Below are 13,888 nucleotides of genomic sequence, written 5' to 3'. Positions count from 1 at the left end.
CCATATTATACAACAACCCTGCTTGCGAGTGATTTGACAGCCAGCAAGGTTAGGGATATTTTAACAAGTATTGAGGGCTATAATGTGATTGATCCACTTGATGTGGATAGGGCAAATGAGCTAATTTTTAAGAAGAGAGAGGGGAATATTACTGCTAAAGAGCAAAGGTCACTAATGATGTCTTTGCAAAATGCAAATAGGAGACTAAAGGAATTATCAGAAGAAGAACAGAAGGACTTTATCTCAACTATGAGAAACTTCAAAAGATTTTATGAATTTTTGATCCAAGTTTCTTGCTTTGAGGATGTGGATGTTCACAAGTTCTATATCTATATTTCCTATTTCCTAAAAATCATATCCATAAATGAAGCTGGCCCTGGTTTTGACCTTAAGGGCAAGGTGAGGGCTGATAATTTTGTCCAAAAGAAGAGTGGGACTCATACGGGTGGTGGAGGTACTTCATCTCCTATAATAAGCCTACCTGTGGCAGGTCCTATAGAATTACCACCAGACAAAAAGGAAAGGTTGTCAGAAATAATTGCAGAAATCAATGCCAAAACAGGGGCAAACTATGATGTGGACGTGGCAACCAAGGCTGCTATGCAGATCAGAGATATTATGCTAAAATCTGACGAATTAAAAACATCAGCCAAAAATAATTCTGAAAATGACTTCAAATTCTCATATTTTTCAAATGTGGAAGACGCCCTCATAGAAGGTTTGGGACAAAATCAAGGATTTTTCTCCTACCTCCTAGACCATGACGATGCACAAAAAGAAGTCTTGGGTATTTTCCTAAGCGAAATCTATAGGAGCCTTAGGGCATAAAATATTTGCTTGGCCATGCTTTGAGGTGAATTATGAAAAAACTTACAAAAATATTAGGGCTAATTTTCGCAATCACAATAGGAGTTTCCCTCTCCTTCTTACTAAGAGATAAGGAAACTCATTTTGATTATGAAATTGACCCTAAATATTATTCTGATAAGCAAAGTCCTTATGAAAATGACTTTGACTATGCTTTTGACACCCTAGAAAAATACTATGCTCTTTTTTATAGGAATGGGACCTATGATTTTTTGAAAAATCGAGAAGATTACAAGCAAGAAATCAAAAACCTAAAGACGGATAAAGAATTTTTTGATAAGATGAATAAGATTTTATCGGACCTTGAAGATGGCCATACCAATCTTTTAGATTCAAGGCAGGCCCATGACATTAAGGAAACTTTCACTTTGGCCAATGACCTTTATCCCAAAACTGTAAATTATGACCTTATAAATTATTTATTTGATACCAAAATTTCACGTTTTTTTGATAAAATATTTGAAAAAAGTCTTGCTGATACTCAGAACCTCAAGGTCCAAGATATAAATAATGACATCGTCTACCTAAAAATAAGAGCTATGATAGATCCAGAAAGTGATGCTTTTGCTGATGATTTAGACCTTTTAAAGAATTATCTTAAAAAATCTAAAAATAAAAGGGCCTTGATTATCGATATCAGAGGTAATGGTGGGGGCAATGCCTCTTACATATATGACTATTTATATCCTATGATTATGGGAAAAAAAGACTTTAAAGATACTCATGAATATATTTTATTTAGGACAGATGAAGTATTTAAGTACGATGCCCAATACCCAGAGATAAAAAGAGTGATAAAGAAAATTAAAGAGTCTGACTTTAAATATATGGAGGAAAATATTCCTTTTCTTAAAAAGAATAAGGAAATGATGGCTGACCTTAGAAAAAATTACACCCATATTATTTTTAATCCAGGATATAAAAACAAGGGAGAATTTAAAGACGACTATAAATTTGATGGTAATCTTTATCTTTTGGTAGATAGGGAAGTCTACTCTTCAGCCCAAGTTGCAGCCCACTTTTTTAAAGATAATAATCTAGGGGTGGTTATAGGTGAGAAAACTGGAGGCGACGGTATAGGAACAAGTCCTGCCATGGTCAAACTCCCAAATACCAAATACATCCTAAGATTCTCCCACCAGCTCGGTCTTAGGGAAACAAAAACAATTGAAGAATCCACTTACACTATCCCAGACATAGAAATCCCAAGAAAAGACCACTCACAAATCCCTTCTAATGACGGTTGTGTTAGGGAAGTTATTAAACTTGAGTCTAAGGATAAATAAAATTATAAAAACAGGCGGCATAAGAAAATATGCCGCTTTTACTCTTGGAATTAGTAAAATAGGAAATTGAAATGAAAAATAAAATGGACAAGCTTACTTATAAGCCTAAAATTTTATAGAAAATAAGCCCTCCTTTGGGTATAGTGGTTAGGATATAGAGAGGGATTATGACTGAATTAAAAATACCAAACCACATAGCCATTATCCTTGATGGAAATGGCAGGTGGGCTAAAAAACAAAATAGGCCTAGGACCTTCGGCCATAAGGAAGGTGCGGAAAATGTGATTAGGATAGCAAGGTCAGCTAAGAAATTTGGCGTTAAAACTTTGACTCTTTATGCATTTTCTACAGAAAATTGGAAAAGACCTGCTAGTGAAGTTGGGTTTTTGATGGATTTACTGATTAAATTTGTAAATTCTAAGATAGATGAGCTTATGGAAGAAGATTGTAAGCTAAATTTCTTAGGAGATATAACAAAGCTTCCTAAAAAGACTAAAGAGGCTTGCGAATTTGCCTTAGATAAAACAAAGGATAACAAGTCGCTTGTTATAAATATCGCCCTAAACTATGGGGGCAGGGACGAACTTGTCCACAGTTTTAAAGAAATTATGAAAAAAGGCTACGGATCTGATGAGATTACAGAAGAATTAATTTCGGATAACTTATATACATCGGGTCAAGCTGATCCAGATCTTTTAATTAGACCGGGTGGTGAGCTTAGATTGTCAAACTTTTTAGTCTACCAGCTTGCCTATACAGAGCTGTATTTTACTGAAGTTTTGTGGCCTGATTTTACAGAAGATGACCTTAGGGAAGCGATAGTAGCTTTCACCAAAAGAGATAGAAGATATGGTGGCTTATGATTAAGTTTTTAAATAGGGCCTTGGGTGGCATTGTTATTTTGACCCTTCTAATACTTATTACTTATATGGGTAGGATTCCCCTTGCCCTTGGGGTGACAGCTTTTTCTTATATAGCCCTTCATGAGATGGACAAGGCTTTAAAGAAAATTGACCTTCACTTGCCAATAAAAGCCTTGTACTTTATCAACGGAATGATTATGCTTGCAGCTTTTATAAATAATTCGGATATGTATATAGCATCAATTGTTGTTTCGGTTTTATGTTTATTTATGTATATAATTTTAACAGGGCATTATTCATTGTATGATGCCTTTGCTGCTGCCTTTGTTATGCTTTATGTATCACTTTTATTTTCTCATATTTTGAGGATTAAAGATGTTTCCTATGTTTGGATGCTTTATATTACTGCATGGGGTTCAGATACCTTTGCATATCTTGTTGGTAGCCTTTTTGGTAAGCATAAGATGGAGTGGATGGCCCACATTAGTCCTAATAAAACTATAGAAGGTTCTATTGGTGGGATTATCGGTGCGACAGTTTTAAATATTGTCTACTGTCATGAGTTTGGCCTAGATAATTATATAAGAGAGATAGTTATTTTTACAATTATAGCTGCGATTATGTCTCAGATTGGGGATTTAATTGCTTCATATATAAAAAGACAAACTGGAATTAAAGATTTTGGTAACCTTATACCAGGTCACGGTGGCATCCTTGATAGGTTTGATTCTATCATGTTTATTGCACCTGTCCTTTATCTTTTTTCTAGAATTTAAGGAGAATTAATGAGAATAATATTAGCGGTAGTTTTATTTTTGCTACTGATAGTTTTCCACGAGTTTGGCCACTTTATTGTGGCTAAAAAATCGGGAATAAAGGTAAATGAGTTTGCTATAGGAATGGGGCCTCTAATCTATTCAAAAGAAAAAGGAGAGACTACTTATTCTTTAAGGGCTATTCCTATTGGTGGATATTGTGCTATGGAAGGTGAGGAAGATGAGTCAAATGACCCAAGAAGCTTTGACAATGCCCCTGCTTTTAAGAGGTTTCTAACCATTCTTGCAGGACCTGTGGCAAATTTAATTATAGCAGTAGTAGTTTTTACTATAGTGGGTTTCTTAAGTGGAGTAGTTACTACTAGGGTAGATGATTTTATTGATAAGTCACCTGCTAAGGCAGCTGGTATAGAAATTGGCGATGAGATTTTAAAAATCAATAATGCTGAGATTTCTGATTTTACTGATATTTCTAAAGAAGTGGGAAAATTTTATGAAGATGACAACTTTGATAAGAAAGTAAGGGTAGAAGTTAAAAGGGATGGAAAGATCCTAGATTTTGATTTTAAGCCAAGAGTTGAAGCGGAAAATATCTATATAGGTATAGTTCCAGCTAGGCGTAATCCCGGATTTTTTGAGGCTATAGGCCTTGGTTTTAAGGAAACAGGACGAAATATTAAGATGATTTTTACTATCCTTGGTAGACTTTTTACTGGTAAACTTGCCCTAGGAGCCCTATCAGGCCCTGTTGGAGTTCTAAAAGAAATAGGCAATCAAGCTCAGACAGGTCTTAGCAATCTTTTATACTTTTTAGCCTATATTTCAGTAAACCTTGCCGTCTTTAACCTCTTACCCATACCAGCCCTTGATGGATCTAAGCTTCTTACAAGTGCTATTGAGATGGCAAGCGGCAAAAAAATTAACAAGAAATTTGAAGAGAGAGTAACCATGATTGGATTTTTCATCTTATTAGGTCTAATCTTGGTGGTTTCCATAAAAGATATTATAAATTTATTTAGATAAGAAGGTAAATATGAGAAAAGAAACAAGAAAAATTTTTGTAGGAGATGTTGCTGTTGGAGGTGGCTCTCCTATTTCTATCCAATCAATGACAACAGCAAAGACTAGCGATGTAGATGCGGTAGTTAAGCAAATAAGAGCACTTGAGGCTGAAGGCTGCGATATTTCTAGATCTGCTATAAACACTATAGAAGATGCGAGAGCTATTTTAAAGATTAAGGAATTAACAAACATTCCCTTTGTGGCAGATATCCAGTTTGACTACAAGCTTGCCCTTGCAGCAGTAGAAAATGGTTGCGACTGCCTAAGGTACAACCCAGGAAATATCGGTGGCCGTGATAAGGTAGCTCTTTTAGTTGAAGAGTGCAAGAAACGCCAAATCCCTATAAGAATAGGAGTAAACTCTGGATCTATTTCAAGAGATATTATTGATAGGTTTGGAGGGGTAAACAAGGACTCCCTTGTGGCAAGTGCCCTAGAAGAAGTAAAAATCCTTGAGGAGATGGACTTTCGTGATATAAAAATCTCGGTTAAATCTTCTGATGTTAATACCATGATTGACGCCTATAGGCTTTTATCATCCAAGGTAGAATATCCTCTTCACCTAGGTGTTACTGAAGCAGGTCCCCTTTACCAAGCCCTTGTAAAATCATCTATTGGTATAGGTTCCTTACTTAAAGATGGCATAGGTGATACTCTAAGGGTTTCTATCACAGGTGATATTTTAGAAGAAGTAAGGGCAGCTAAGGCAATTCTTAAAGCTCTTGGTCTTAGACGAGATGGTCTTGATATAGTCTCTTGCCCAACTTGTTCTCGTACTACAGTTGACCTTCCAAAGATAGTTGCAGAAGTAGAGGAAAAGTCAAGGGGTCTTGATATAAATGCCAAGGTTGCCATTATGGGTTGTCCGGTAAATGGTCCTGGCGAATCAAAAGAAGCTGACTATGGGATCTCTGCTGCTAATGGTATGGGCTTTTTATTTAAAAATGGCAAGACTATTAAAAAAGTGAAAGAAGAAGATATAGTTGATACTTTGATTGAAGCTTTAAAAGAAGAAAAAAATGCAAATTGATCTGGCAAATTTTATAAATGTCGAAGAAAATTTATATAGTATCATAAGTGCAGTTTACTACAAGGGTGAAAATCTCCTTGAAATTAAGATAAAATCTCAAAACCCACTTGATTCTAGACTCGAAGAAGATTTAAGAGATTATTTTTCTTATGTAAGGCTTAAACTTTCTTATGAGAAAATCCCTACAAATCCTATAGATGACTACATCCCTGCCTATGAAGGTGACATAGAGTATGAAGATGTACCTGATAATCTCAACGATGTAGTTTTTAAGGAGCCTGATAGCGAAAATTCTAAAAATCCTATCGATGAACTCGGGGAAGAATCGCAATCTATACAAGAATCTCCTGATAAAGAAGATGGGCATGACATAGACCAAGTTCTTGTAAGTAAAGACCCAAGTTATGCAGAAAGTAGCGATAAAGGTAAAGAAAAATCTCAAGAAGAATCTTCTCAAGAAGAATCTCGCGAAGAGAGCGGAGAAGAGACTAAACCTATTAAAGAAGATTTGAATAAAAGCAAAGAGGCTGAGAAAGAGGAAGTCCCTACTTCTAGTCTAAAAAAGGCTAAAGAAGGAAACTCCTTTGAAGACTTGAAAAAAGCCAAGGAAGCCCAGCTTCAAAGAAAAATAGCCCAGGCTATAAATTATCAAAACAACCAAAAGGAAAAACAAGAGGCTAAAAAAAAGACAGACGGCTTGAATTTTGGGAGAAAGATAAAAAATGATCCCATAGAAATTCAGGATATCTATGACAAAAAAGGTGTAACAAATTCTCTAATAGGGACTATCTATGGGCTTTCTGTCTTTGAGACCAAGTCTGGTTATTTTATCTATACCTTTGACCTTGAGGATAAGACCGACGCTATATCTTGTAAGCTTTTTGCCAATAAGAAAAATAACTTTAAGTTAGAAGGCTTAAAAGATGGACTTGATGTCCAGGTCGAGGGAGTTTTAAACTTTGATGATTTCGCCAAGGAAGATGTTTTTACAGTAAATTCCATGGTTGATGCTTTGATTTCTAAGAAGGTAGACTTAGCAACTGATAAGAGGTTTGAACTAGAGCTTCACTCTAAATACACCAACCTAGATGGCTTTGTTGATGATGGAGAGCTTTTACCTGTCCTTAAGGACTGGGGCTGGGATACTATAGGTATTACTGATACAGAAAACCTCCAAGTTTTGCCTTATGTTTATGACAAGTATAAGAAAAATGGAATTAGGGTCTTAAACGGGGTAGAACTCCTCCTTGTAGAAGATGAGTTAAGGATATTGACAAATCTTTCAAATGAAGAAGTCCCAACCTTCAAAGACCTAGAAGACGGGTCTTTTGTAGTCTTTGATATAGAGACAACAGGACTTTTAAAATATAGGGACGCTATAACAGAAATAGGAGCTGTCAGGGTAGAGAACGGGGAAATCACCGAAACCTACAACCAGCTTATAAATCCTGAAAGAATGCTTCCAGAAAAAATCATTGAAATAACTGGTATTACTGATGCCATGCTAGCTGATAAGCCAAAGATTGACGAAGTTTTGCCAGGTTTTTTAGAATTTTGTGGGGATAGTCTTTTAGTTGGTCAAAATACAGACTTTGACGTGGGCTTTATTAGACATAATGCCCATAAGCTTGGTTTTAAATTTGATCCAATTTACCTAGATACCCTACCAATGGCCAGAGCCCTTTTTGTTGATATGGGGAAATTCTCCCTAGATAAAATTGCAAGAAAGCTTGATATACCAGCCTTTAACCACCATAGGGCAAGCGATGATGCTAAAGCTACAGCTCAAATTTTTATCAAAATGTATAGGATAATTATGGAAGAAGATGGCCTTGATATATCAACTATAAATAGGCTAAAAACCTCTTATCCCAAAGCCAAGCACCAGACCTTCTCAGCCCTTGCCTACGCCAAGGATAAGACAGGGCTAAAAAATTTATACAAGTTAATTTCAGAATCAAGGATGAACCATATAGCAAATGGTGAAGCAAGAACTCCACTTTCTGTTCTTAAAAAGTATAGGGAGGGTTTACTCTTAGGAGCTGGTGGTTCAGAGGGTATGCTTTTTGACTATATCCTAAATGAGAGAAATGATAGGGATATAAAAAGAGTTTTAGATCTCTTTGATTTTTATCAAGTAGAACCTGTATCCATGTTTTTGGATAAGGTAGAGGGTGGAAAAATTGATTCCCTAGATCAGGTAAAAAAAATAAACCAAACTATAATCGATTTTGGAGAAGAAAACAATAAGCTAGTTGCAGCCACAGGCGGGGTCAGATACCTAAAGCCAGGTGATTATAAATTAAGAAATATTCTTAAAAAAGGTTCTTTCTTCTTTTATAGGGAAAATAGACCCCTATATTATTTGAGAACTACAGAAGAGATGCTAAATGACTTTGCCTATTTAGGAGATTCTAAATCTTATGAGCTTGTTATTAGAAATCCTAAAAAAATTGTGGCAGCTCTTGAAGATATAAGGCCAATACCACCAGGAACCTTCCCTCCAAAAATCGAAGGCTCTGAAGATATGCTAAGGGAAGCTTGCTTTAATAAGGCTCATGAAATCTACGGAGATCCTTTGCCAAAGATAGTAAAAGATAGGTTAGATAGAGAACTTCATTCGATTATATCAAATGGCTATGCTGTTTTGTATATAATCGCCCAAAAACTTGTTAAAAAATCTAATGAAGATGGTTACTTGGTAGGATCAAGAGGTTCTGTTGGATCATCCTTTGCAGCTACCATGGCTGATATTACAGAAGTAAATCCCCTATCTCCTCACTACGTATGCCCATCTTGTAAGCATTCAGAGTTTTTTGAAGAAGATCTTTTAGGATCAGGTATAGATTATCCAGACAAAGATTGTCCAGAATGTGGAACTGCCATGCACAAGGATGGTCACAACATCCCTTTTGAAGTCTTCTTAGGTTTTGAAGGTGATAAGGAGCCAGATATAGACTTAAACTTTGCTGGTGAATACCAACCAACTATCCACAAATACACTGAAGAACTTTTTGGTGAAGGCAAGGTCTTTAGAGCAGGTACTATCGGTACAATCAAGGATAATACCGCCTTTGGTTATATCAAAAAATACATGGAAGAAAATAACTTAAACCTAACCGGTGCCCAAATTAGGAAACTTCAAAGAGGACTTAGTGAAGTAAAAAGGTCAACAGGCCAACACCCAGGCGGTCTTATAGTTGTGCCAGATGATATAGATGTATTTGATATATGTCCAATCCAATATCCAGCGGACGACCCATCTAGCGGCAATAGGACCACTCATTTCCCATATAGGGTAATGGAGGAGACGCTTTTAAAACTTGACCTTCTAGGCCACGATGTGCCATCTGTTATAAGGAACCTACAAGACTTAACAGGAACTGATCCATTAAAGATAAAGATGGATGATCAAGACGTAATGAAGATTTTCTCATCTACAGAACCACTTAAAATCAAACACGATTTTTCAAATAATGATATAGGTACTCTAGGTATACCAGAATTTGGGACAAACTTTGTCCGTGGCATGCTGAAGGATACCTATCCAAAGAAGTTTTCTGAGATGGCAAGGATTTCTGGACTATCCCACGGTACAGATGTGTGGCTAAATAACGCCCAAGACCTCATAAAGAGCAATACAGCCGACTTTAATGAGATAATATCAACTCGTGATGATATTATGAACGCCCTTATCCAAGAAGGCCTTGATAAGAAAAAGTCTTTCAATATCATGGAAAAGGTCCGTAAGGGAAAACCTCTTAGCGAGGAGACTATTGATTACATGAGGGAAAATGGGGTCAAGGATTGGTATATAGATTCTTGCCTAAAGATTAAATACCTCTTTCCTAAGGCCCACGCTGTTGCCTATTGCTTGATGAGCTACAGGATTGCCTACTACAAGGTTTATTATCCAGAAGCCTTCTATGCTTCTTATTATTCAAGTAAGCTTGGAGACTTCTCTTATTCAACCATCCTTGCTGGTTTTGATTCAGTTCAAATGTCCTTAGATTCTTATAGAAATAATTTCGACCTGACCCAAAGAGACAATGATTTAAAGACAGTTCTCGAGGTTGCAGAAGAGATGCACGCTAGAGAAATAAAAATAAGCAAGGCTGATATTTATAAATCAGATGCGACAAAGTTTTTAATAAAGGATGGAGAAATCCTCCCACCCCTAGCTGCAGTCGATGATGTAAGTGAGGCTATGGCGAGGGATATAGTAAGAGAAAGGGTCAAGGGAGAATTTATTTCGGTAGAAGATTTAACATCTAGAACATCCGTAAATAAAAATGCCCTTAAGAGTCTAAAAGACCTAGGAATTATAGAAGGAATCCAAGAAGAGAACCAAATGTCTTTGTTTGATGGATTATTTTAAAAATAAAAGCTGAGTTCAAAATTATAATGAATTCAGCTTTTTTCTATGGATGATATTTGTTTTTTGATAAATTTACCAGCAGCAGAGGCTATGCCAGTAGGGGACTTTATTTTTATGAAGTCATTTCTATAAAGAGCCTTGGAATTTTCTACATGGTCGCCATTTATTATGGCGGCTATTTTTAGGCCGTTTTTTCTAAGGGCCTTTAGACTTTCCCTGGTATCCTCAAGGCTTATTTGATCTTGGTAGGGCTTATTTAGCCTAAGGCCTTCTGTTATAAGGGGCTTTAGGTCCTGCGGATTGGCATCTGTTAGTATTATACTTAGGGTATTTTTATTATCCTTAGATAAAAGGGACCTATAGGCGCGAAAGACAAGGCCGTCCCTGTTCCGACCCATGGATTTAAAACGAAATATTTTCTTCATATCAGTATTTTCGTCGTAGTCTTTAAGGATAGTAAGGATGGTAAAATCTCCTACAGTCTGAAAGGAGATTATCCTATTTAGGATATTGTTATTTTCGAGAGATTTAGCTAGGATATAGGCTTCGATAGCTACTTCTGATTCTCTATCAAGAAGGGAGGCTGATCCGTCAACTAAGAGGTCAACTTTCATAGAAGGGTCAGTAACTAGACTTTTCTTCTTAAAAATCCTTGCTCTATCAGATATTTCTGCCTTGTAGGCAAGTTTTGGGATAAGCTTACCCCTTCTTCCTAGATCGTAGTCAAAAGAGGAAGTAAGGTTTAGCTTAAGTTTGATTTCCTTAGATAGGACAGAAATGGCCCTGGTATAGGCTGCCTTATTCGTTTTAAATTTTAAGAGGTGTCTTTCGATGGTTTTTTTGTTTAAATCCTGGTCTAGGCCCTTATCATTGTCGCTAATGCCCTTGGTAAAAAATAGTCTTGATTTTTTATGAGATCCCGTGCATAAACCTCTTTCAATACCCAGCCTTATTTTTTCATCAAAAAGAGACTTACCAAAGGTTTTTCCTATGTAGGCTAGGCTTTCTCTTCTTTTTTTTATCCTAAAATCTAAGATAAAGTTTCCTAGGCCATAAGTCTTTTGACTTTTGCCTTTAAAACTTGCTGGCATATTTGATCTTTCAAGGCTTACTATGCCTGCACTTTCAAATAGAGTTAGATTTAAGGATGGGAATTTTTTTAGGACCTTATTTTCCCTATAGCCTAGGTAGGTTATAAAAAGCCTAATTACTCTTTTTTCTAAATTAGTTTGGTTTGTATCTTCAGGAAGTCTTAAGGATTTATAGAGATTTAAGTCTTTGTTTGAAATTTTACCGGGATTTTCTCCTAGGATTTCCTTCATTCTGAGTATTTCTAGCCTATAGATTTGATTTTGTCTGAGGGCAAGGTTTCTCCTGTTTAGGTCATACTTATCATCTAAAAACTTCTCTGCGTAGGCCTTTCTTAAAGACTTTAGAACAGGACGGTTATTAATTTCTTTTTTGTAGACGAAGTCTTCTATGATAAAAATCAAGGCCAAATCATACTTATCTCGTCTTATATTATAGGCCCAGGAATCAAATAAATTTTTTATTTCTTTTTCACCTAAATATTTTATAGCAAGGCCAATAATTAAATTGAGATAAAAATCCGGATTGCCGTCAATATTTTCCCCAATTATGAAATTATCCACATCGTAATTTTTAGCACCTGCCCGTTGGAGGTTATTTATTCTATTTTCATAGATTTTTTTCTTTGTTCTATCCATTTGCTATATCTTTTTGATAAATATTATCCTTAAAACGAGCCTTTAATAAATCTTCTATTAGATCCATCTCATAGTCATCAAAGATTTTATTTACAAGGCAAAGTCTCATAGCTTCCTTAAATTCAACTCCCTCCTTGACTAAGTCAAGGGCGTCAAAAATACCACGTAAATCTGGGGCTAAATCAGAAATCTCGTGGTTTTCTGCCTTATCTTTGAGATCTCTAAAAAAGTTTGCTAGGTCATTTATAAAAGCTTCCTTAAGGTCTGGGTAGTGGGTTTTTATAAGATATCTTAGGTCGCTATCTTCTATCCTTGGCATCTTTATAATAACAAATCTTGATAATAGGGCCTCGTTAAGGTCACGCGTACCCTCATAGCCGTAGTTCATGGTTGCTATAAAACGGGTTGCTGGATGGACTTCTATAAGGTTGTAGCCTGGTATATCGATTTTTCTCCTGTAGTCAAGGACAGAGTGGAGGACTGCCATGGCTTCGTTTTTTGCCATATTAATCTCATCAAGGACGGCAAATCCTCCATAACGACTTGCTAGGGCAATGGGACCTTCCCTAAAGATAACTTCTCCCTTTTTTAGGGTGTCATCACCAATTAGGCTTGAGGCATCTACACTTACGTGAAAGGAAATATTCCACATTGGGCGGCGAAAGAGGTAGGACAAATTTTCTGCAAGGACGTTTTTTCCTGTAGACTTATCTCCGACCAAGAGAATATTTTTGCCAGCTAAAATAGCTGCTATAGCATCTTCTAGGACGGTATTTCCCATATACAAAAATTTTGGGTTTGGAATTCTTGCTTCTAAACTTTTATCAAGTGGATATTTATTTTTAAAGTCGTCGATTTTTTTATAAAGGTTTTTCATCTTATCTCTCGATTGTATTTATTTCTGTTTTTAGATAAAATTTTTTAAAAGCTCCTAGACCAAAGGCAGATATTTCTATTTCCATATCATCTTTTACAAAGGAAAAGAAATTGGGATTTACATAGATATCTATATCCTTATCCGAGTATTTTTTGTAGGCTTCTTTATCTCCAATAAGTTTAGTAGATACATCAAAATCAACAGTTCCTATCCCACAGCATGCCTCTTTGCTATCAAGGTCTGGATTTATAAATAGATCTTTTATATTTTTCTTTAAAGCGAAGTCTTGGGCTTTTTTTGTCAGTATAAATTTCATAATTCCTCCTATAAGAGATTATATTAAAAAAGAGTGGCCTAAGCCACCCCTTTTATAAAATTTAGTCTAGAATAATAGATTCGATTCTTGCTCTGTTTTTCTTACCTAGTTTTAATACGAAGATGACATATAAAACTGTGATTACTGCTGCGAGTGGATAGGCAATTGTGTATGGTTGTCTAAATCCAATAGGGTCTGCGTTTATTATAAAGGCAAATACTATGAAGCAGTAGAAGGCACCTGGTATTAAGGTAATTAGGTAGTTTTTGCTATGGTACATTAGGTATACTGTTGCAACTGCTAGGGCAAATATTGCTACGAATTGGTTTGTAAATCCGAAGTATCTCCAAAGGATATTAAATCCATTAGGATTTGTTTTTGCAAAGTAAAGGATACCTGCTGCTGGAATAAATAATACTGCTGCAAGACCGGCTCTTTTACCAGCTTTTCTTTGGTCTATATTCATCTCTTCAGAAATTATTAGTCTAAGTGACCTAAATGCTGTATCGCCTGATGTGATAGGAAGGACTATTACACCGATTATAGCAAGTAAACCTCCGATATTACCCATGAAGTATTTAGAAATATTACCAACCATGATTGTTCCTGGTGTATCAAGAGCGCTTTCTCCAGTGGAGAAAAGTACCATGGCACCTGCTGCCCAGATCATAGCTATAAAACCTTCAGCTATCATTGTAGAGTAGAA

The 13,888-nt window shown here is 36.0% G+C and carries 10 protein-coding genes and 1 pseudogene; 7 read left to right on the top strand and 4 right to left on the bottom strand.

Annotated features, from left to right (window positions below; translation table 11 throughout):
* The 7 genes and pseudogenes from Q0410_RS07575 to Q0410_RS07545 form a co-directional block, all read left to right on the top strand.
* Positions 1-828 (top strand): annotated as a pseudogene (locus tag Q0410_RS07575) (type I restriction endonuclease subunit R); the annotation flags it as partial.
* A gap of 32 nt (positions 829-860) precedes the next feature.
* On the top strand, positions 861-2,153 hold the full coding sequence (locus Q0410_RS07570) for a S41 family peptidase (RefSeq protein WP_299035161.1): 1,293 nt from the start codon (positions 861-863) through the stop codon (positions 2,151-2,153).
* Between the two features lie 167 nt (positions 2,154-2,320).
* Positions 2,321-3,016, top strand: coding sequence for an isoprenyl transferase (locus Q0410_RS07565; RefSeq protein ID WP_299035158.1), 696 nt, complete (start codon positions 2,321-2,323; stop codon positions 3,014-3,016).
* Positions 3,013-3,792, top strand: a complete 780-nt coding sequence (locus tag Q0410_RS07560; protein ID WP_299035155.1) for a phosphatidate cytidylyltransferase — start codon at positions 3,013-3,015, stop codon at positions 3,790-3,792. Before Q0410_RS07565 ends, Q0410_RS07560 begins: the two co-directional genes overlap by 4 nt.
* 9 nt (positions 3,793-3,801) lie before the next feature.
* Positions 3,802-4,815 carry an RIP metalloprotease RseP gene (rseP, locus tag Q0410_RS07555; RefSeq protein WP_299035152.1) on the top strand — a complete coding sequence of 338 codons (1,014 nt, stop codon included), beginning with the start codon at positions 3,802-3,804 and terminating at the stop codon, positions 4,813-4,815.
* Between the two features lie 10 nt (positions 4,816-4,825).
* Positions 4,826-5,884, top strand: coding sequence for a flavodoxin-dependent (E)-4-hydroxy-3-methylbut-2-enyl-diphosphate synthase (gene ispG / locus Q0410_RS07550; protein ID WP_299035149.1), 1,059 nt, complete (start codon positions 4,826-4,828; stop codon positions 5,882-5,884).
* Entirely contained in the window at positions 5,874-10,262 is a 4,389-nt protein-coding gene (locus tag Q0410_RS07545) for a PolC-type DNA polymerase III (protein ID WP_299035146.1), read from the top strand. Before ispG ends, Q0410_RS07545 begins: the two co-directional genes overlap by 11 nt.
* 32 nt (positions 10,263-10,294) lie before the next feature.
* Here the strand turns inward: Q0410_RS07545 and Q0410_RS07540 are convergent, their stop codons facing one another.
* From Q0410_RS07540 to Q0410_RS07525, 4 genes are all read right to left on the bottom strand, one after another.
* The gene (locus Q0410_RS07540; protein WP_299035143.1) at positions 10,295-11,989 is read right to left on the bottom strand and encodes a VWA domain-containing protein; all 1,695 of its coding nucleotides are present in this window, start codon (positions 11,987-11,989) and stop codon (positions 10,295-10,297) included.
* Positions 11,982-12,866, bottom strand: coding sequence for an AAA family ATPase (locus Q0410_RS07535; RefSeq protein WP_299035140.1), 885 nt, complete (start codon positions 12,864-12,866; stop codon positions 11,982-11,984). The genes Q0410_RS07540 and Q0410_RS07535 overlap by 8 nt, the downstream gene beginning before the upstream one ends.
* 1 nt (position 12,867) lies before the next feature.
* The gene (locus tag Q0410_RS07530; RefSeq protein WP_299035137.1) at positions 12,868-13,182 is read right to left on the bottom strand and encodes a hypothetical protein; all 315 of its coding nucleotides are present in this window, start codon (positions 13,180-13,182) and stop codon (positions 12,868-12,870) included.
* A gap of 61 nt (positions 13,183-13,243) precedes the next feature.
* The coding region (locus Q0410_RS07525) for a carbon starvation CstA family protein (RefSeq protein ID WP_299035134.1) at positions 13,244-13,888 on the bottom strand (645 nt) is incomplete at its 5' end.

This window comes from uncultured Anaerococcus sp. (genome assembly GCF_937934665.1).
GTDB lineage: Bacteria > Bacillota > Clostridia > Tissierellales > Peptoniphilaceae > Anaerococcus.
The sequence above is the reverse complement of the archived record's forward strand: the minus strand, read 5'-3'. Positions and strand labels throughout refer to the sequence as shown.